The organism is Pandoraea anhela (genome assembly GCF_902459655.1).
Classification (GTDB): Bacteria; Pseudomonadota; Gammaproteobacteria; order Burkholderiales; family Burkholderiaceae; genus Pandoraea; species Pandoraea anhela.
Window position 1 is genome coordinate 430,256 of the sequence record NZ_CABPSB010000003.1, and the last position, 18,276, is coordinate 448,531.

Consider the following 18,276-nt stretch of genomic DNA (forward strand, 5'->3'; position numbering starts at 1 on the left):
ACGCGGACATGGCAAGCCTCCGAAAATACCTGTAGGCGAACGGTTCGCTTAATTAAATCAGGACTACTACTCATGGAATCGGGTCACAACCCACTTCACAAAATCCAGATCACCTTCGATAAAGGGCGATTGCCGCAAGGTGAGAACATTCTCTATCCCGACGACTTTGCCAGCCGCCCGGTGCTTCGCGCGTTGCTTTCTGCCGAGGACCGGCGTTTGTACGCGCTGCTGCGGGCCTACGGCCTATCGAGTGTCGAAGCGTGGTCAGCCGCGTTCGCCAAGCGCTTCCATATCCACCCTGACGCCGTGGCGAAGGTCGCGGAAGTGTACGAATCTACCTCCATCGCAAAAAGTGAACTGCTGGAGGTGCTCGACACGACCGACCCGCACACGCTGAAAATCGAATGGGCGCGGCAAGTCCAGCTCATGAAGGTCGAAGCCGAGGATGTCGCAATTCATCTCCGCCAGGCGTACCCGGTCGATCACCGGGCCATCGCCCAGAGCCAGTGCGCGCAGCCGCACGATCACGCCGCACTCGCGGCCATCCTCGATAAGCGCTCGCGTGAGATTGAAGCTAAAGAGGCCGCCGAATGCCGTGACGGTCCGGAGATCGACTGGAGCCGCAAGTTCGAAGGCGAGTAAGGAGGCAACGTGAACAATACCCCCATCCCGCTCGGGAAGATTGTTGCGAAGGCCGCGAAGGGTAAGACGCGCTGCGGCCTAGTCACCGTCTCTACGGCTGACCTCCGACTCGCAGCGGACGCCATCGGCGGGTACATCGACGCTAACTGTCTTCAGTTCGGCAAGGCGATCCGGGCGTTGGGCGGGCGGCGCGTGGCGAACGGCCACCACACAGCACGTTACGGCTTCGACACGGCGACTATCGCTCGCATCGAGGCTGAATATCAGTAGGCTCAAGCGCCGAACGAACGCGTAAGTCTCGCGTAACGGTGATGTTCTTCCGTACACCGGAGAGCGAGAGAATCTATTCAGGCGAACGGTTCGCCTTATTTTCCAAACATTTAGTATTCCGACTCAAAAATAGGAGCCTTCATGGCAACTCGTACCACTAGCGTCAAGATTCCCCATAACCCGCGCATCGTTCGCGCACGCGGCGGTAAGCGCCCCGTATCGGACGCAGTAGTGCCGTCCGTAAAAGGCCTGCGCAGCGTCACCCCTTCAACGCTCGGCATCCAAGACCGCGCGCGCCTTGGGAAATGCGTCAAGGCCGCGACCACACTCGCGGCGGGGCTTGATGCGCTGATCACTTGTCGCGACTCGGGCTATCCCGAGCTCGAAGCACTCGCGCGCGACCCGCGCTTTGTTAAGGCGATTGCGGCGGCCATCCAGAAGATTTCCACCCAAGTCGATTCCATCATCCACCCCTCCGCAGAGGGCAACCCGGATGACGCGGCTGGCCTCATCAGCCGCCGCAATGGTCAGGACGGCGGCAGCTGGTTCGCCCTAGACCACGAAACGAGGCTCCAGCGCGAGGCCGCAGCGAAAAGGGCTGTAGAACTCCGAGCGACGATGGAAATGGATACGCCGCAAAACATCGCACGTATCAGGTTGGGCTTGGCGCCGGTCTCGGTAAATGACGAAGCGCTCTACGCCATGTTCGAAGGGAAAGAATAAACATGTGTTGCCGCGCTGCTGGAAGAGCGCGGCAACTTGATAGAAATTCTAGTATTGATAAATCATGAATAAAAAAATCGCGGAGACTTTTCTCTTCGCCAAACTGTGCCGTGCCATCAACACGATTCCGAATCTCAAACCCTGCTTCGACAACGTCCAGCTTATATCGAGCGTGACCAACCTTGACGGAAAGCTCGCGATGCTCAGCGGCACGTTCAAGCTGCCGAATGGATGGCTGGTTTTTCAGTTTGCGATCACGTTCTCCACTAGCGTACAAGGGGATCAGGTCAGCGGCCTTTGGCAACTGGCAATCGCCGCAAAGCCGCAGCGGGACGAGCGTGTGTGGGCTTTCTTGTCTATCATCGACTACCTCATCGACATCGGGCTGTTGCCGTCACGGTCGCGTAAATATCACGAGGACCGTATCAGCAAGGGCGGCGTGCTGGGCGGCGTAGCAGGCTCCGTCGCGGAGTATGGCGACTTCTGTGAGCGGGCGGCAAAGGATTTGCCATATGACTTGTCGCTAAAGGCGCTCGCTAGGATCAAATGTCACGACTTCAGCGAGGCCGCAGCATGAGCGAAACTATGATGACGCGAGAAGAGTTCGACCGGCTGTGGCAAGGCGGTCAGCACGACAAAATCTGGAGTAGGGAGAAGGCGATAGCTTTGCTCGAAGAGATGGCGCGATACCCCAACGGCAACAAGTCCATACGCGCAGCGGCTAGGCGCGAGTTGCGGGCGTTGTCCGCGCCGTGCAAAACGCGCTAAATCGGGCGTAGGGCGGCTAGGCGCGCCCCAGTCCGGTAACTCCGGCCCGCTACGCGCCGAACGGCCTAGCGGGCTTATTTTCGAGCCGAAACGGACATTGGCGCTGGTCGAGCTAGCGACCGACCGTTCAGCCGCGCGGCGATTCTCGCTTTATATCGTGTCCGTCCGGGCGCGCCCAGTCTTGCCCGCGTCCTTCTTGCCAAGATTCCCACGCCTACACACGCGGCGACCGCCTAAACCGGGCAGTTACCAGAATTACCAGCCCCGGCGAGCACGGATGATCCTATCGACCGAGTTGCTGCATTCCGGAACGACCCGTTGGAGCGCGACGGTTCCGGGGGCGTTGTGAACCCATGAAAACTCTAGGGCGCGGTGCCGTGCCGCTGCCACTACGGGATCGTTATCCGCACCATCGCCCCACGGTCCCTGATTCAAGGGCGCGCCAGCGATGCCGGCCCTCGCGGCATAATCTGCGTTGCGGGCGATTCGGTCACAAATCTGAACGTCGAGTTGCTTCGCGTTCGCGGCAAAGGAAGTCGCGGCCATTACGGCTGCAATAATAGTCTTCAGCATGAGCTTGTTTCTCACTTTGCCTGGGGGCCTTGCGCTGGCGTGGTTGATCCGGTTGGTTGCAGGATGAGGGTTAAGCGCATCCGGTCGGCAAGCGCCAGCCTCTTACCGTACGGAGACCAATCGAGGTTCGAATCTTTGATCGTGTTATCAAAATCGCCTGTCGCCCACTGAACGATTATCGAGCCGTTCGGATCACTGCCCGCTTCTGGCGGCTTGAAGACATAGCAACCCTTCACTGTTCTTTTTGTATTGAGCCATCCCTTGCTGACTGCGACATAAGACGGTTGCCCGACTTCATCCTTTAGCCGCTGGTCTGTACAAGGAACATCCGTGAGGATGACGAATCCGTTGTCGCCCGCTGGCATGGCAGCCACCGCGTCATCTGTCGTAAGGCCGCTATCCGCGATAGGGGCGGCGTTTGCGGTCAGCGAAGCCGCAACGAGCACGGCGCACGCGGCCGTGGAATTCCAATTCCTATTCATCTTCTGCAACGATCCCCGGTTAGATGCGTAGCTGCGGACCCCCGTCGGCCTAGGCCTGAAGTTGAGCGCGCTGAGCAAGGTCAACTCGGATATTACCGTAAATAGGCCTAGGTGGACTATTTTGGTGTTGCGAAGAGCATGGCGCGATGCCTCCGTCCATTCACCATCCTCGTTACCAAGCGCTTCAGGCGCATCTAAAAGACCTGCGCAAAGCCGCAGGACTCACCCAAGTCGAATTGGCGGAGCGTATGTCGCTTGGGCAATCGTATCTGTCTAAGATCGAGCGCGGAGAGCGTTACATCGACGTTTTGCTGTATTTGGATTGGTGCCGCGCGTGCGGTGCTGAGCCGGACGCGGCCATTAAGGCGCTGGAGGCGGCGGGGGCTTAACGTCTCCGCTTTCCCTCGCTGAATGACCCTTCTGGCGCGCAAGGGGAGGTCAAAATTGAGCGGGGGCCGGTCACGTCGATTTGCTCACTGGCAGCCGGTCAGATGGCGGTAGGGGCAGTCCAGAGCATTTCTCCATTTCGCTTCGTGTAGCGAGCCAACTAAAGAGGGCCGCGAAGTGCCGAGCGGGAAGCGGGCCCCTTTGCATTCCCAAGAGCACCCCGAGTACAGGTGAGTACGCTGCGAGCACATTGAGTACAGCGAGCACCGCATATTTTCTTGAATTCCCCGAATCTAGGGCCATTCCGGACGCTCGCGCACGGCAAATTCAACAACTCAACACCTGAGTGGGCGGTATATATTGAAATTGACGTGAGCAATTGTGGCAGGAATTGCAACGTGAATTCGAGTTGAAGAAACGTAAGTATTTGATTTTTAAGTAATTTATGTAGAATTCACATCAGGGCATCACTCACTCAAATAGGAGAGGCGGCTATGAACGACACCCGAAAGCAGGCAATCTGGAAGGCGGTCCTTTCCGACCTGGCCAGTATGAACGTTGGCCCGAATCAAAACGTGCCGGTGAAGACCGTGTGGCTTAGGGCGGTGAAGATCGGCATCACGAAGTCGGACGAACTGCAGCAGGTGTTGGCTTGGGCTGCTCAGGAGCAATTGTTGACTCATAAGGCGGGAGGGGTTTCGGGGTTGGGCAGTATCGCGCTGACCGACGCGGGTTACGAGCAATCTCAAACCGAATGTTGAGGTGGCCATGGCAACTCTGAAATCAGTGGCCAAAAAGACCGGCTTGAAAGGGCGCAAGCCAGCCGCTACTACGCTGCCAGATAATTTGACCCCAAATGTCAAGCAAGCGAAGGTGCGGTTGAAGAAGGTGCAGAAGGGCACTCTCGCACTACGTAAGCACCATTGGCCGAACGTGACCGAGGATGAACTCTGGATTCGGCACGGGAAGGCGGGCTTCACCACCATCCCCCGCACGCTGCCGCTATTCATCGAAATTATCGACGCCGCGTCAAAGCAGGTTGCTTCTGGAAAATCAGTTCCGGCTGGGAGGACGTATCTCGTGTTGTGGAGTCGGGTTTTTGATGAGGGGCTCGTGAAAATCGAGGTTGAGGCTTCGGCGGCTAGAGAGGCTGGGTACGTTGGCGAGCGGAATATCACTACGTGGCGTCAACATCTAAAAGTGCTCGCGGACCTCGGCTTTATAGATGTTAAGGAAGGCGCTGCAGGCCCATGTCAATTCATTCTCATGTTTAACCCTTACCACGTGTCAAGGAAATTGCACGCGAAAGGCTGGATTCAGAAAGTGACCTATGACGCACTGTTCCAGCGCGCTATAGAGATCGGCGCGACTGACCTTGAGGAGGAGGAGGTTGAGTAACGAATGCGCAGCGTAGCTCAGTGGATAGAGCGCCCGGCTGTCGACATACCCAGGAGTGTGCATTCCTTGGTGTGGGCCGGGAGGGCGTGGGTTCAAGTCCCACCGCTGCCCCCCCAACTCATGCTTATCGAGCCTGGCAGGGTAGAATAGCGGCGTCCAAGCAATCCTGCCTGGACCTAAACCAAGCAGAATTCGCCGGAACCGCAGGACGCGCATAGGACTCGCGCAGTCTCGCGGCGCAGCTAGGAATTGGTCCGCATAAAATAAAAACGGCCTAGGTCGTTAAACCTAAGCCGTTCTTTTTTCTGGGAAAACTCACCAGAGAATCTGGTGGGTGGTACAGGGATTGAACCTGTGACCCCTGCCGTGTGAAGGCAGTGCTCTACCGCTGAGCTAACCACCCAAATCATTAACTAAATCAATGATTTAGTGTCGATTGCTGAAGTTTTTCTTTCGCAATCAGGAGCAGAACTTTAACTGTTTTCGCAGAAGTCTGCAACTTTTCTTTTGTTCTATTTTGCTGCCGCCGTGACGATATCTCTCGATCACTTCACGCCGTTTCTTGCGATGACTCGCAAGCAGCAAAGACAGCGATTATAGGGACGTTTTCTTCGTTTGGGAAGGGCTTGGTGCGAAATTTTCGCAAAGCCCCCGGCGTTCGCTCGACAATCACGCAGCGGGTGCGGCTTCGCCTTCGGGCGGGGCGGGCTCCCTGCGCCATACACACGTCCCCTTGATGCCTTTGTCGATGCCGTTGAGCACGCCGTCGTGCTGTTCGACTTCTTCAGCGGCGGCGAGGATGACGGGCAGATCGAACTGGCGCAGCGAGATCTTCTCGCGCGGCACGCCGTCGTTACCTGCATCGCTCTCCCCCTCGTCAATCACAAGGCTTTCCTGACCGCGCGTCATCGCCAGATAAACGTCGGCGAGCAGTTCCGCATCGAGCAACGCGCCGTGCAGCGTGCGGTGCGCGTTGTTCACGCCGAGGCGTTCGCACAGCGCATCGAGTGAGTTGCGCCGCCCCGGGAACATCTCGCGCGCGCGCAGCAGCGTGTCGATCAGCCCCGAACAATGCTGCATGAACGGCGGCCAGCCGAGGCGGCCGAACTCCATATCGAGAAAGCCCAGATCGAACGCCGCGTTGTGAATGATGATCTCCGCGCCTCGGCAGTACTCGCGCAACTGCTCCGCGATTTCGGCGAACTTGGGCTTGTCGGAGAGGAACTCGGTCGTCAGGCCATGCACCGCCAGTGCGCCCGGATCGCTGTCGCGTTCCGGGTTGATATAGAAGTGCAGGTTATTGCCGGTCAGGCGGCGATTGACCAGTTCGACGCAACCGATTTCCAGCAGACGGTCGCCCGTCTTCGGGTTCAGGCCGGTCGTTTCGGTATCGAGGATCAGTTGTCGCATGAGGTTCGCTCTGGGTCGATGCTTTCGGAATTTGCGCGCTGCGGGGGATGGGCCTCACGCAACGCGCGGTTAGCTCTGCTTTGGCTCTGTTTTAGCTCTATTGGGGCGGTGAGGGCTGAGATGACGGCCATCGCCGCCGGTGCCGTGTGTGAGACTGACAGATAAAGATAAGGAGGTTGCAACGCTCGTTACGACGCCGCCTCACTCCCGTATCAGCCACGGCGCAGACTCTCCACGCCGCGATTGGCCAACTGGTCGGCAGCCTCGTTGCCGTCGTGACCCGCGTGACCCTTCACCCAACGCCAGTCGATGTCGTGCTTTTGCGAGACGGCATCGAGCGTCTGCCAGAGGTCGGCATTCTTTACCGGCGCCTTGGCGGCGGTCTTCCAGCCTCGGGCTTTCCACCCGTGAATCCACTCGCTGATGCCCTTCTGGACATACTGCGAATCGGTGTGCAGCACGACATGGCACGGTTTGTTCAGGGCTTCGAGCGCGCGAATGACCGCCAGCAGTTCCATGCGGTTGTTCGTGGTGTTGGGTTCGCCGCCGAACATTTCCTTGCGGTGTTTGCCCGCGACGAGCAGGGCGCCCCAGCCGCCGGGGCCGGGGTTGCCTTTGCAGGCTCCGTCGGTATAGATCTCAACTTGCGGCAAGGTCATCTCTCAAACAATCAATCGGACGCATCGGGCGCCTGCGCCACCTGGCGGCGCGTGGTGTTCGGTGTGGCCACCGGTGCCGCCGCCGGCTGGAGGCCGAGTATACGCTTGCGGACCTTGCCCACCAAGCGCATGCCTTTCACACGCTTGACCGCACGCACCGCGTAAAGCGCGCCGAAGATGGGCCACCAGCGGTCTCCGGCGGGTTCCATGAACTCGAAGCGTTGCAACCAGTGGTCGCCGCGCAGGGGCGGGCGATAGCACCCGAAGCGACCGCGATCGATGTCGAACGACAGCAGCTTGAGCCAGTCCTTCAGACGGGTGAAGGCGATCAGGTCCGCTCCCGGCGGCAGGAACGGCGCGCCGGCGAGCCGCCCCAATTCCTCGCGCGCGCCCCACAGGCTCAGGTTGTTGAAGCCGGTGATGATGACCTGACCTTCCGGCACGAGAATGCGCTCGACCTCGCGCAGAATGTCGTGCGGGTTCTCCGCGAACTCAAGCACGTGCGGCAGCACCACGAGGTCTGTGCTGGCCGTGGCGATCGGCAGTTCGTCGAAGCGGCTCACGAGAATGTCGCGGGCGACCATCTCGCTCGCGCCGGCAATGCCCGGCGCGGTGCCGGCGGTCGTATCGCTGGCCGCCTTGGTCATGAGCGGCGGGGCTTCCGGACCACGCGCAGCAGGAAGAATGAGGCCCCGGTAAGGCATGCGGTTTTCGCGCAGCGTATCCAGCTCGGGACGACCCAGCTGCAACGCGTGATAGCCGAACAGATCCCCGACCCATTGGTCGAAAAGGGCCTGTTCCCATGCGAGCGCGTAGCGGCCTGGCGGTGAGACGAGCCAGACGGGCCAGTCTATAATTGGACGTTCTGACATGGTGGCGAGTATATATGGATGCGCACGCAGATGCGGTGAGTCAGCAGACGGGCACGCCGTCTGCCGGAACACTGACCGTTTTTCCCGTCCCTGCGTTCCAGGATAATTATCTCTGGGTCGTCGACGATGGCAAAGATGCCGTGGTCGTCGACCCGGGCGACGCCGCTCCGGTGCTTGCCTACCTCGAGTCCCGTGGCCTTACGCTACGCGCCATTCTCGTCACGCATAAGCATACGGACCACATCGGCGGCGTCGATACGCTGCGCGAGCGTTTCGCGGTTCCGGTACACGGTTCCGCGCACGAGGCGATCGCCTGTGTCGATCATCCGCACAACGGTGGCGAGACGGTCCACATCGAAGCGCCGTCCATGACGCTTCAGGTAATCGATGTTCCAGGTCACACGGCGGGACACATTGCCTACTTCCTCAGGGCAGGCGCGGCGGGCGCACCGCGGCTGTTCTGTGGCGACACGTTGTTCTCCTGCGGCTGCGGCCGCCTTTTCGAAGGCACGCCGGCGCAAATGCTCGCCTCGCTCGACACCCTCGCCGCATTGCCCCCGGCCACGCTCGTGCACTGCGCCCACGAATACACGCTGTCGAACATTCGCTTCGCGCTCGCCGTGGATCCTGACAATCAGGCGCTCAATGCCTGGCATCAGGAAGCGAGCGCGTTGCGCGCTGCCGGACGCCCGACGCTCCCCACGACGCTTGCTCAGGAACGCGCAACGAACCCCTTCCTGCGTAGCGATGCACCGGCAGTGATCGCGTCCGCCGAAGCGCATGCCGACCAAGCGTCACTCTCGCGTGAGGCGGTCTTCGCCACCGTACGTGGCTGGAAAGACAGCTTCCGATAAGTCGTCGCTAGCCGCGAGCGCGTCACACTGTCAACAGCGCGACGTGCGATGCGCCCCGGCGCAACGCGGCCGTTGACATAATCATCGTCACCTGCTCAGCCCCGAAAAATCGCCTTCGATGTGAAATTTCGATGTCATGTCGATGGCATCGTATATGGAAAGCGCGCCGTAAAGCCTGTCAAAAACGCGTGTCGCTGCGACCACATTTTGTGAAATTCTCCTCAGGGATATCCCCTATTTTTGGGGCTTTTTGCCGTAAATTTTGCGAAAAAATTAGGCAGAATGGTTGACGCATCTGAAGGGTTTCCTTACCATCCTTGCCAATTTCATGAAGATGTAACCCAAATCGAGCCCGATCAATGCGACTTATCGTTAGCTTGCTCCTGACGCTGCTATTGGCAGCGTGTGCCAGCACAGCGCCGACCACAGGTGCATCGAATGCCTCGCCCGATGCACAGAGCAAGTCGCCTGTCGCTTCGACCGCAAAAGGCAAGCAGCGCGTCTCCAGCGACCAGCCCATCGACCTCGACAACGATTCGATCAACGATCTGGCTTACGGCAGCGACGACGCCGACCTCTGGTCACGCATCCGCCACGGTTTCTCCATTCCCGACCTCGATACCGATCTCGCGCAGGACCGCACGCAGTGGTATGCGCAGCGCCCCGAGTATGTCGAGCGCATGATTCAGCGTTCCGAGAAGTATCTTTTCCATATCGTCGAGGAACTCGAGCGCCGTCATATGCCGACGGAGCTTGCGTTGCTGCCGTTCGTGGAAAGCGCGTACAACCCGCAGGCGCTCTCGACGGCCAAGGCCGCCGGCATGTGGCAGTTCATTCCGAGCACCGGTAAGACATACAACCTCAAGCAGAACATGTTTCAGGACGAGCGCCGCGACGTGCTCGCCTCCACCACCGCAGCGCTCGATTACCTCTCGAAGCTCTATGCGATGTTCGGTGACTGGCATCTCGCGCTGGCCGCTTACAACTGGGGCGAAGGCAACGTGCAGCGTGCCATCGACCGCAATCAGGCACAGGGTCTGCCGACCGATTACCTGAGCCTGCGCATGCCCACGGAGACCCGGTACTACGTGCCGAAGCTCCAGGCGATCAAGAACATCATCGCGCATCCGGAGATCTACAGCGTGAAGCTGCCGGAGATTCCGAATCACCCGTATTTCGTGAGCGTGACCACGAAGCGCGATATCGACGTGGCGCTGGCCGCCAAGCTGGCCGATCTGCCGCTCGACGAATTCCGCGCGCTCAACCCGTCGTTCCGCAAGCCCGTGATTCTGGGTGCTGCGCAGACGCAGATCCTGCTGCCGTTCGACAGTGCCGAAGTGTTCCAGCGCCGTCTGAAGAGCTACGACAAGCCGCTGTCGAGCTGGACGACTTACACGTCGTCCTCGCGTGAGCGTCCGGAAGACGTGGCGCGCAAGCTCGGTGTGGACGCCGCCGTCATCCGCTCGGTCAACAACATCGCGCCGCGTATGCGTCTGAAGGCGGGGTCGACGCTGCTCGTGCCGCGCTCGGACGATATCGATCAGGACATCAGCGCCTCGGTCGCGACCAACGCCGTGCTGGCGCTGGAGCCGGACCTGCCCGATACGCGCAAGGTGATGGTGCGGGCACGCAATCGCGACACGCTTGCGAGTGTGGCCGCCCGTAGCGGTGTGAGCGTTGCGCAGATCAAGAGCTGGAATCGTCTGCGTCGCGACTCGCTGACGTCTGGCCAACTGCTGGTGCTGCACGTGCCGGTCAAGGACGCCGCTCGCGTGCAGGCTGCCTCGGCGCCGGAACCGGCCGCCGCCAAGAGTGACGGCGAAGCGCCGCGCACGCGGCTGGTGCGTGGCAAGAACGGCAAGATGATTCGTGTGGTTGACCAACGCCCGGCCGCCAGCCCGGCCAAGACGACCAGGACGGCGGCGAGCAAGTCGGCCCCGGCTGCCAAGGTGGCGTCGAAGGCACCGGCCAAGGCGCCCGCGAAGACGGTCGCCAAGGCGGCGGCCAAGCCCGCCACGAAGGTCACCAAGACGGCTCAGCGATAAGCGTCGGCAGGGACCGTAGACCGGCCCCGATCGGATACCGCAAAAGCCACAAAAACTGCTGGAACCGGTGAAACCGCCGAAACTGCTGAAACTGTAAAGCGCCCGTGAGGTTGATCCTCATGGGCGCTTTTTTCTTGGCGAGGCAGGCGCGCCCGATCGCTGCCTGGCGACCCGCACGTCCCTGCACGCGGTTCACGTGCTGCTTCGGAAAATTCCCATAAATGCATCGACGCGCGTTTCCTATGATGAAGACGCGGACGATTCCGTTCGTATTCACTCAAGAAGGAGTCCTAAATGAAGAAGGAAATGGGAGCCGTGAAAGAAGTGACCGAACTCGACGTACTCGCCTCGGTGGATGCCACGCATGCCACGCGCGGTGTGCTCGGCAATGACGCCGAAGGCATCACCGTGCTGCCGCTGTGCTTCAAGCCGGTTTGCATCCCGACGCTGCCGCCGCTGACCGGAGGTCATGCCTGACGTGGCAGATTCGATGCGAATCGGAACCGGCGCGTGTGCGGACGCGCCGGTTTTCCGTCATCTGGCGTCCGATGTTCACGTTGTCGGTATCGACGCCCATGTCGTCGTGCTCAAGCTTGCTCACGATCGTTACTTCAATTTGTCCTATGCGCATTCGCAAGCGCTGCGCCGGCTGATCGGATGGCGCCATGAGCCGCAAGTCGTCTCCGGGACGTTGCCGGCGATGCAGGACGTATTCGACGCGCAAGGCCTGCTCGCGCCAGGTCCGCGCGATACGCCGGACCCCCGGTATGCGACGCACGACATGACACCGCGCCTCGGCTTCGATGCGTGGCTGATCATGCCCGGCGATCTGGGCATCGATGTGCGCAAACGCGACGTAGCGCGCGCGGGCTATTGGCTCTGGCAAGCCCAGCGCATCACCCGTAAAGCGCGCATGGCCGGCGTCATCGACCGGGTGAATCACGCGCAGCAGACACGCCACACGCATTACGGGTTGCCGGGCGACTATGCACCGTACGTTGCGGCCATGCACCGCGCCGCCTTGCTCTATCCGCAATGCACGCCGTGCCTGCCGTGGTATGCGGCATTGGCGATGTGGTGTGCCCATGATGGCCTGCGGGTTCAACTGGTCGTGGGCGTGCAGCGGCAACCGTTCTATGCCCACGCGTGGGCCGAAGCCCAGGGGCGGGTGATCGGTGACGATCCGCGCCGTCGGGAGCAGTTGGCCGTCATTTACGAGACGCCCGCCTGAGCGCACGCCTGCGCCGTCCACCGTTCATCGTGAAGCGGAGGCGGGCGGTCGCAAATGCGTGTCGCATTTCTCAACCCAGGCCCCCACTCACACGGAGCCCGTCATGAAACTTGCCCGCCTGAGACCAGGACCGGCCGAGCGTCATGTGCCGCTGCCCGGCGCTGTCGTATTGCGCGGGCTGGACGGCCAGCCCGCCGCCAGGATTCGTCCGGAAGGCCACGGCGATCGTCGTCATGTCAGCGACCAGAGCGAACTGCTTGCGTGGTACGTGAGCGGTCGCGTGTTTCGCAAGGACGATGGTCGCGAAGTGTCTCTGGGACTGGAACTCGCGCGTCTGGCGCTAGAGTCGCCCGAGCGTTTCGTCGAGCGCTATTGGGGACATTACCGGATCATCGTGCACGACCGCTGGAGCGGTGCGACGCTCGTGCTGTGCGATCCCTGCGGTCACTGTCCGACTTACTACCGCTTTTGTCGCGACGGCGCCGTTCATGTCGCCGCCGATCCGGCGGCACTCACCGGCGACGATCCGTCGTTCGACAGCGAGGCGCTCAAGTCCTTTCTCGTGTACGGCGATGTCGGTGGCGTGCAGTGCGCGCTGTACGACGTGGAGCGTCTGCCGCTCGGCCATGCGTTGTGGATTCCGGAGCGCGGCGCGCCGAAGACGCGCATCGTCTGGTGGCCCTCGTGGCGACCGGAGGGCGGCGAGCGCGACGTGCAGGAGATGACGTCCGGTACGGGTTTGCTCGGCTTGTTGCGACGTTCCACGGAACGCTGTCTTGGCGATCGCCGCGCGGTGCTGGAATTGTCGGGCGGTGTCGAATCGACATCGCTGGCGCTCGCGCTCGCCCAATCGGGGGTGGCCGGGCATTGCACTGCCGTGAACCACCGCGATCCGGCGTCGCCGTCGAGCGACGAGTCGCACCACGCCCGGCAGGTCGCACGGCATGTGCGCATGGCGTTCGAGCGTTTCGACATCGAATGCCCGGCGTTCTGTGCGCCAGCCGCGATCCCGCGTTTGCCGCGTCCCGCGATGCATCTGTGCATGCTCGCCCAACTCGCTGCCGTGCGCGAGCGCCTGTCGCCGTATCGCGACCATCGCGTGGTCAACGGTCACGGCGGCGACGCCATCTTCCTCGCGCCCCCGCCCGATGGCGCATTTCTCGACGCCTTCGCCGATGGCCAGTGGCGGCGAGCCTTCGGCGCGTGGCGCGATCTCGCGATGATGCAGCGCCTGCCGCTGCTGTGGGTCGCCCGGGGCGCGTTCGCACAACTGTGTCAGCGCCGGGCGAATCCGTTGGCCGCGCCGCGTGATGGGCTCCTCACGGCGGCGGCGTATGCGGGCGGTGTGTCCGACGGCGGGCTATGGCTGCGCACCGAACCGCTCGCGCAGGCGTGGTTGAAGCACTGGCCGCTTCGGATGCGTCCCGGCAAGCGGGCGCAGGTACTCGGCACGCTCGGCAATCTTCGCGACATCGAGGTGCATCCCGCGCTCTCCGACGGCGGCACGGTGTTCCCGTTCCTCACGCAGCCCATTGTGGAGGCGGGCTTCGCCATGCCGACGTACCGACTCTTCAACGCGATGCACAACCGCCTGCCGCTGCGCCGCGCGGCCTATCTCGCCAGCGGTCTGCCGAATCTCTGGCGGCGCGACAAGGGGATGATGACCGGCATTCTGGGGGCGGGCGTGGCGGCCAATTTGTCGCACGTGGAAGCGGTGTGTCTGGAAGGGTATTGTGCGGCGTCGGGCTGGATCGACCGGGACGCGTGCCGCCGCGCCATCGGCCGGATGGCGCACCACCATCTCGAATCGATGACGACGATTCGCCGTCTGTACGCTGTCGAGATGTTCGTGCGCGGTTGGCGACACGGCGCGAGCGCGGAGGTGGCCGCATGACCCGACGCGCCGGCTGGCAGGCCCTGTGCTTCGTATTGCGTACGCTTTGGGCGCGGGAAACGGCGTCGTCGCGCCATCGGCGGTGGCTTGTGACAGCCACCTTTGCGGCGGTGCTCATGCTTTCGTTGCGGCTCGTCGCGCCGTGGGTGCTGGGCCTGGCGGTCGATGCGCTGGCGGGAGCGCGTCCGGGTACGCTCGCGATGCCGCTCGCCATGGGGTACGTCTTGCTGTGGTCCGGCGCGGCTATCGGGGAGCGCGGCAAGGACCTGCTCATCCAGCGGGTGATGGAAGACCTGCGACGTCGCACCGGCCTCGGATATCTCACGCGTCTGATCGAACTGCCGGCACATCGCGCACGAGAGGTCAACGCCGGACAGGTGCTCGATTGCCTGTTCCGCGTGGAGGTCGCGCTGCCCGTCATCGTCACGGGACTGGTGTTCGGACTATTGCCGCTGGCGGTCCAGGTCGTGGCGACGGGCGTTATCCTGATGCTCAACTTCGGGGTGCTGTACGGCGTGATTCTCGGGGCGACGGTGCTTGCCTATGTGCTGACGCTGCGGCCGTCGCTGGCGCGAGTCACGCGTCGCGAGTCGCAGGCGAACGACGTGTCCCGGGCGACGACCGGCGCGCTTGCCGACACGCTGAGCCAATTGGAGTGCGTCAAGACGTTTGCGCAGGAACCGGCGGAAGTCGGGCGTCTGGCGCAGCGATTGCGTACACGCTATGAGGCGGCGCTGGCCACGGCGACTACGGCGCAACTGACGAGCGCCTTGCAGATGGCGATCATGGCGGCGGGCGTCTCGGCGATGACGTTACTCGCCGTGAGCGATGTTTCCCGCGGGGCCGAGCCGGTGGGCACGCTGGTGCAGGTCAACGCCTATCTGCTTCAGTTCGCGTTGCCCGCCGCGATGCTCGGCGCGTTGGTCTCGCAGGTCGCAAGAGCGCTGGTCAGTGTCGACGAGCATCTGCGCGATGCCGTCTCGGTGCGCTTCGCAGAAGACCCGCAAAGGGGCGCTACAGGGCGTTGCGCTGCGGCGTTGGTGGACGGCGACAGGCGCGACAGGAGCAATAGAGGCAACGAGGGCGACCTGGGCAACCTGGGCAACCAGTACGCCGAGGATAACAAGCGCTGCGAACAGACGTCGGCCGCGCAGCGGCCGTTCGCAAGCGCTGCGCCTTGCATCGAACTCGACGGTGTGAGCGTGACGACGAGCGACGCCCGGGCGATCGTGTCCGACGTGCGCCTGCGCATCGGCGCGGGCGAATATGTGGCGCTCGTCGGCCCCTCCGGGGCAGGCAAGTCGACGTTGTTGCGGCTGATCGCCGGGATGGTATTGCCTTCTCGCGGGGCGGTATATGTCGACGCCCGCCCGCTGTGCCGCGACCAGGCCGATGCGATGCGGCGTGTCACCGGCTTCGTCACGCAGGACGGCCGGCTTTTCGATCGGCCGCTTTTCGACAACGTCGCCTATCGTGCCGGCCTCGGCGCGGAGGTGCCGCGTGAGGACGGCCCGGTGCAGGCCGAATTTCTGCGAGTGACGGCGCTGGCCGAAGTGCCGCACACGGCATCGGTGGCGGGTTTGTCGGGCGGCGAGCGCCAGCGCGTCAACATCGCGCGTGCGCTGTGGGGCCGCCCGCCGTTGCTGTTGCTCGACGAGCCGACGGCGGCGCTCGACGCACTCACCGAGGCGCGCATCCTCGATCGCCTCGCCGGCGAGCGCGCAGGCGCGACGTGTGTCGTGGTGGCACATCGGCTCGCAGCCATCCGGCATGCGGATCGCATCGTGGTCATGGATGCCGGGCGCATCGTGGAGACCGGCGATCATGTGACGCTGTTGCGCCACGGCGGGCTCTACGCACGCATGTGGCATGCGCAGCAAGCCGAGCAGGTCGATTCGTCGTCCGAGTCCCGCTCGCCCATTGCGGACCTCGTCTGAACGCTTCAGCATGTCCGTGCAATTCCCTTGATCTGGCGCAAATCTCCTTGCAATCTCAGCGTAATCCCCTAGCGTTTGGGGGATTGCGCGGGGCGTCCGGTAAGCCTTCCGTAAGCGTCAACGCGCACACTGAATGCAAATAAATGGAAGGAGACAACATGACTTCGTATGCGTCGTTTCACGCTCGTTCGATTGCTCCGGATACGCGTGCGGCCTTCTGGGAGGAACAGGCCAGGCTGATCGACTGGGAGACGCCCTTCGATCAGGTGCTCGAATACGACAATCCGCCGTTTGCGCGCTGGTTCGTCGGTGGACGGACCAACATCTGCCATAACGCCGTCGACCGTCATCTGCCGTCTCGAGGTACGCAAAACGCGCTGGTGTGGGTCTCGACGGAAACCGGGCAGGAGCGTGTCTATACCTACGACGCGCTCGCTGCCGAAGTCAACCGCATGGCGGCGTCTCTCCAATCGCTGGGCGTGGGGCGCGGCGAGCGGGTACTGATCTATATGCCGATGGTGCCGGAGGCGCTGTTCGCGATGCTCGCGTGCACGCGACTCGGGGCGATTCACTCGGTGGTGTTCGGCGGCTTCGCGTCGGTGAATCTCGCCGCGCGCATCGACGACGCGCGGCCGAAGGTCATCGTGTCCGCCGACGCCGGTTCGCGCAACGGCAAGGTCGTGCCGTACAAACCTTTACTCGACGAGGGCATTACGCTCGCGCAGCACAAGCCGTCGAGCGTGTTGCTGATCGATCGCGGGCTCGCGCCCATGGCGCGCGTAGCCGGTCGGGACGTCGACTATGCACCGCTGCGCGAGCAGCATCTCGACGCGTTCGTTCCCTGCGAGTGGATGGCATCGAGCGATCCGTCTTACGTGCTTTATACGTCGGGAACCACGGGCAAACCGAAGGGCGTGCAGCGCGATACGGGCGGCTACGCCGTCGCGCTCGCGTCGTCGATGCAGCACATCTTCTGTGCGAAGCCGGGCGATACGATGTTCTGCGCGTCCGACATCGGCTGGGTGGTTGGGCACAGCTACATCGTCTACGCGCCGTTGCTCGCCGGCATCGCGACGGTGATGTACGAAGGCACGCCGATTCGGCCCGATGGCGGGATCTGGTGGCGCATCGTCGAGAAGTACAAGGTGACGCAATTGTTTACCGCGCCCACGGCGATTCGCGTGCTCAAGAAGCAGGACCCCGCCTATCTGACGCAATACGATCTGTCGTCGCTGCGGCTCATCTTCCTTGCCGGCGAACCGCTGGACGAACCGACGGCGCGATGGCTGACCGAGGGCGTGGGCAAGCCGGTCGTCGACAACTACTGGCAGACGGAGACGGGCTGGCCGATTCTGGGCATGACGCGCGGTGTGGAAGTCCTGCCGAGCAAGCTCGGATCACCGGGTAAGCCGGTGTATGGCTACGACGTGAAGCTCGTGAACGAGGCGACCGGCGAGGACTGCGGGCCGAACGAGAAGGGCGTGCTGGCCATCGAAGGCCCGATGCCGCCGGGGTGTCTGAGCACGCTGTGGGGCGACGACGAGCGCTTCGTCAAAACGTACTGGCAGACGGTGCCGGGACGCATGCTGTATTCGAGCTTCGACTGGGGCGTGCGCGATGAGGACGGCTATTACTTCATTCTCGGTCGCACCGACGATGTCATCAACGTGGCCGGACACCGACTCGGCTCGCGAGAGATCGAGGAGAGTATCGCAAGCCATCCGGCGGTGGCCGAAGTCGCGGTGATCGGCGCGCAGGACGCGCTGAAGGGACAGGTGGCGATGGCGTTTGCCGTGCTGCGCCGACCGGAGCAGGCGGAGACCGACGAGGCGCGCCTGGCGCTCGAAGGCGATGTCATGAAGACGGTGGACAAGCAACTCGGGGCGGTGGCGCGTCCTGCGCGCGTGTTCTTCGTCTCGATGCTGCCCAAGACGCGCTCCGGAAAATTGCTCCGTCGTGCGATTCAGGCAATTTGCGAAGGTCGCGAGACGGGGGATCTGATCACGCTCGAAGACCCGGCAGCCCTCGAACAGGTGCGCGACGCGGTTAGGGGGATCAAGGGAATCAAGGGGATCGAGGGAATCAAGAGAACGTAGGTCGGGGGCAATGGCGCGTCACGACATGACGTGAC

At 62.4% G+C, this 18,276-nt stretch carries 19 protein-coding genes and 2 tRNA genes; 16 read left to right on the forward strand and 5 right to left on the reverse strand.

The window, feature by feature from the left end; all coding sequences use genetic code 11:
* Positions 1–72: 72 nt before the first annotated feature.
* The 5 genes from PAN31108_RS07175 to PAN31108_RS07195 all read left to right on the forward strand — a co-directional run bounded on the left by PAN31108_RS07175 (position 73) and on the right by PAN31108_RS07195 (position 2,403).
* Positions 73–642 carry a hypothetical protein gene (locus PAN31108_RS07175; protein ID WP_150668179.1) on the forward strand — a complete coding sequence of 190 codons (570 nt, stop codon included), beginning with the start codon at positions 73–75 and terminating at the stop codon, positions 640–642.
* A gap of 9 nt (positions 643–651) precedes the next feature.
* Positions 652–912: a hypothetical protein gene (locus tag PAN31108_RS07180; protein WP_150668180.1), complete on the forward strand. Its 261-nt coding sequence runs from the start codon at positions 652–654 to the stop codon at positions 910–912.
* A gap of 141 nt (positions 913–1,053) precedes the next feature.
* Positions 1,054–1,635 carry a hypothetical protein gene (locus PAN31108_RS07185; RefSeq protein ID WP_150668181.1) on the forward strand — a complete coding sequence of 194 codons (582 nt, stop codon included), beginning with the start codon at positions 1,054–1,056 and terminating at the stop codon, positions 1,633–1,635.
* A 64-nt stretch (positions 1,636–1,699) separates the two neighbouring features.
* Positions 1,700–2,212, forward strand: coding sequence for a hypothetical protein (locus PAN31108_RS07190; RefSeq protein WP_150668182.1), 513 nt, complete (start codon positions 1,700–1,702; stop codon positions 2,210–2,212).
* On the forward strand, positions 2,209–2,403 hold the full coding sequence (locus PAN31108_RS07195) for a hypothetical protein (protein ID WP_150668183.1): 195 nt from the start codon (positions 2,209–2,211) through the stop codon (positions 2,401–2,403). The genes PAN31108_RS07190 and PAN31108_RS07195 overlap by 4 nt, the downstream gene beginning before the upstream one ends.
* Before the next feature lie 584 nt (positions 2,404–2,987).
* Here the strand turns inward: PAN31108_RS07195 and PAN31108_RS07200 are convergent.
* On the reverse strand, positions 2,988–3,458 hold the full coding sequence (locus PAN31108_RS07200; protein WP_150668184.1) for a hypothetical protein: 471 nt from the start codon (positions 3,456–3,458) through the stop codon (positions 2,988–2,990).
* A 146-nt stretch (positions 3,459–3,604) separates the two neighbouring features.
* On the opposite strand from PAN31108_RS07200, the gene PAN31108_RS07205 reads away from it, so the two are divergent.
* The 4 genes from PAN31108_RS07205 to PAN31108_RS07220 all read left to right on the forward strand — a co-directional run bounded on the left by PAN31108_RS07205 (position 3,605) and on the right by PAN31108_RS07220 (position 5,354).
* Positions 3,605–3,847 carry a helix-turn-helix domain-containing protein gene (locus PAN31108_RS07205; RefSeq protein WP_150668185.1) on the forward strand — a complete coding sequence of 81 codons (243 nt, stop codon included), beginning with the start codon at positions 3,605–3,607 and terminating at the stop codon, positions 3,845–3,847.
* Between the two features lie 492 nt (positions 3,848–4,339).
* Positions 4,340–4,606: a hypothetical protein gene (locus tag PAN31108_RS07210; protein ID WP_150668186.1), complete on the forward strand. Its 267-nt coding sequence runs from the start codon at positions 4,340–4,342 to the stop codon at positions 4,604–4,606.
* A gap of 7 nt (positions 4,607–4,613) precedes the next feature.
* Complete coding sequence (locus tag PAN31108_RS07215) at positions 4,614–5,243, forward strand: hypothetical protein (RefSeq protein ID WP_150668187.1); 630 nt, start codon at positions 4,614–4,616, stop codon at positions 5,241–5,243.
* Positions 5,244–5,250: 7 nt separating this feature from the next.
* Positions 5,251–5,354 (forward strand) — tRNA-OTHER (locus tag PAN31108_RS07220).
* Positions 5,355–5,571: 217 nt separating this feature from the next.
* Here the strand turns inward: PAN31108_RS07220 and PAN31108_RS07225 are convergent.
* From PAN31108_RS07225 to PAN31108_RS07240, 4 genes are all read right to left on the reverse strand, one after another.
* A tRNA-Val gene (locus PAN31108_RS07225) sits at positions 5,572–5,646 on the reverse strand.
* A 266-nt stretch (positions 5,647–5,912) separates the two neighbouring features.
* Complete coding sequence (dnaQ, locus tag PAN31108_RS07230; protein WP_150668188.1) at positions 5,913–6,653, reverse strand: DNA polymerase III subunit epsilon; 741 nt, start codon at positions 6,651–6,653, stop codon at positions 5,913–5,915.
* 212 nt (positions 6,654–6,865) lie between these two features.
* Positions 6,866–7,312 carry a ribonuclease HI gene (rnhA, locus tag PAN31108_RS07235; RefSeq protein ID WP_150668189.1) on the reverse strand — a complete coding sequence of 149 codons (447 nt, stop codon included), beginning with the start codon at positions 7,310–7,312 and terminating at the stop codon, positions 6,866–6,868.
* Positions 7,313–7,323: 11 nt separating this feature from the next.
* Positions 7,324–8,184, reverse strand: a complete 861-nt coding sequence (locus PAN31108_RS07240; protein WP_150668190.1) for a methyltransferase domain-containing protein — start codon at positions 8,182–8,184, stop codon at positions 7,324–7,326.
* A 14-nt stretch (positions 8,185–8,198) separates the two neighbouring features.
* Between PAN31108_RS07240 and gloB the strand changes: the two genes are divergently transcribed.
* The 7 genes from gloB (at position 8,199) to PAN31108_RS07275 (ending at position 18,241) form a co-directional block, all read left to right on the forward strand.
* Positions 8,199–9,038 (forward strand): hydroxyacylglutathione hydrolase, encoded by an 840-nt coding sequence (gloB, locus tag PAN31108_RS07245; protein ID WP_150668191.1) that lies wholly within the window; start codon positions 8,199–8,201, stop codon positions 9,036–9,038.
* 359 nt (positions 9,039–9,397) lie between these two features.
* Positions 9,398–11,083, forward strand: coding sequence for a transglycosylase SLT domain-containing protein (locus PAN31108_RS07250; RefSeq protein WP_150668192.1), 1,686 nt, complete (start codon positions 9,398–9,400; stop codon positions 11,081–11,083).
* 294 nt (positions 11,084–11,377) lie between these two features.
* Complete coding sequence (locus PAN31108_RS07255; RefSeq protein ID WP_150668193.1) at positions 11,378–11,560, forward strand: hypothetical protein; 183 nt, start codon at positions 11,378–11,380, stop codon at positions 11,558–11,560.
* A gap of 13 nt (positions 11,561–11,573) precedes the next feature.
* The gene (locus PAN31108_RS07260) at positions 11,574–12,314 is read left to right on the forward strand and encodes a lasso peptide biosynthesis B2 protein (RefSeq protein ID WP_174994881.1); all 741 of its coding nucleotides are present in this window, start codon (positions 11,574–11,576) and stop codon (positions 12,312–12,314) included.
* Between the two features lie 103 nt (positions 12,315–12,417).
* A complete protein-coding gene (locus PAN31108_RS07265; protein WP_150668195.1) occupies positions 12,418–14,208 on the forward strand; it encodes an asparagine synthase-related protein in 1,791 nt (596 codons plus the stop codon).
* Positions 14,205–16,145, forward strand: a complete 1,941-nt coding sequence (locus tag PAN31108_RS07270; protein ID WP_174994882.1) for an ABC transporter ATP-binding protein — start codon at positions 14,205–14,207, stop codon at positions 16,143–16,145. Before PAN31108_RS07265 ends, PAN31108_RS07270 begins: the two co-directional genes overlap by 4 nt.
* A gap of 158 nt (positions 16,146–16,303) precedes the next feature.
* A complete protein-coding gene (locus PAN31108_RS07275) occupies positions 16,304–18,241 on the forward strand; it encodes a propionate--CoA ligase (RefSeq protein WP_150668197.1) in 1,938 nt (645 codons plus the stop codon).
* Positions 18,242–18,276 lie beyond the last annotated feature (35 nt).

Bases quoted from the DNA above. Each gene is read 5' to 3' on its own strand.
- PAN31108_RS07175 (WP_150668179.1), top strand. From the start codon at position 73: ATGGAATCGGGTCACAACCCACTTCACAAAATCCAGATCACCTTCGAT.
- PAN31108_RS07185 (WP_150668181.1), top strand. From the start codon at position 1,054: ATGGCAACTCGTACCACTAGCGTCAAGATTCCCCATAACCCGCGCATC.
- PAN31108_RS07190 (WP_150668182.1), top strand. From the start codon at position 1,700: ATGAATAAAAAAATCGCGGAGACTTTTCTCTTCGCCAAACTGTGCCGT.
- PAN31108_RS07195 (WP_150668183.1), top strand. From the start codon at position 2,209: ATGAGCGAAACTATGATGACGCGAGAAGAGTTCGACCGGCTGTGGCAA.
- PAN31108_RS07200 (WP_150668184.1), bottom strand. From the start codon at position 3,458: ATGAATAGGAATTGGAATTCCACGGCCGCGTGCGCCGTGCTCGTTGCG.
- PAN31108_RS07205 (WP_150668185.1), top strand. From the start codon at position 3,605: ATGCCTCCGTCCATTCACCATCCTCGTTACCAAGCGCTTCAGGCGCAT.
- PAN31108_RS07210 (WP_150668186.1), top strand. From the start codon at position 4,340: ATGAACGACACCCGAAAGCAGGCAATCTGGAAGGCGGTCCTTTCCGAC.
- PAN31108_RS07215 (WP_150668187.1), top strand. From the start codon at position 4,614: ATGGCAACTCTGAAATCAGTGGCCAAAAAGACCGGCTTGAAAGGGCGC.
- dnaQ (WP_150668188.1), bottom strand. From the start codon at position 6,653: ATGCGACAACTGATCCTCGATACCGAAACGACCGGCCTGAACCCGAAG.
- rnhA (WP_150668189.1), bottom strand. From the start codon at position 7,312: ATGACCTTGCCGCAAGTTGAGATCTATACCGACGGAGCCTGCAAAGGC.
- PAN31108_RS07240 (WP_150668190.1), bottom strand. From the start codon at position 8,184: ATGTCAGAACGTCCAATTATAGACTGGCCCGTCTGGCTCGTCTCACCG.
- gloB (WP_150668191.1), top strand. From the start codon at position 8,199: ATGGATGCGCACGCAGATGCGGTGAGTCAGCAGACGGGCACGCCGTCT.
- PAN31108_RS07250 (WP_150668192.1), top strand. From the start codon at position 9,398: ATGCGACTTATCGTTAGCTTGCTCCTGACGCTGCTATTGGCAGCGTGT.
- PAN31108_RS07255 (WP_150668193.1), top strand. From the start codon at position 11,378: ATGAAGAAGGAAATGGGAGCCGTGAAAGAAGTGACCGAACTCGACGTA.
- PAN31108_RS07260 (WP_174994881.1), top strand. From the start codon at position 11,574: ATGCGAATCGGAACCGGCGCGTGTGCGGACGCGCCGGTTTTCCGTCAT.
- PAN31108_RS07265 (WP_150668195.1), top strand. From the start codon at position 12,418: ATGAAACTTGCCCGCCTGAGACCAGGACCGGCCGAGCGTCATGTGCCG.
- PAN31108_RS07270 (WP_174994882.1), top strand. From the start codon at position 14,205: ATGACCCGACGCGCCGGCTGGCAGGCCCTGTGCTTCGTATTGCGTACG.
- PAN31108_RS07275 (WP_150668197.1), top strand. From the start codon at position 16,304: ATGACTTCGTATGCGTCGTTTCACGCTCGTTCGATTGCTCCGGATACG.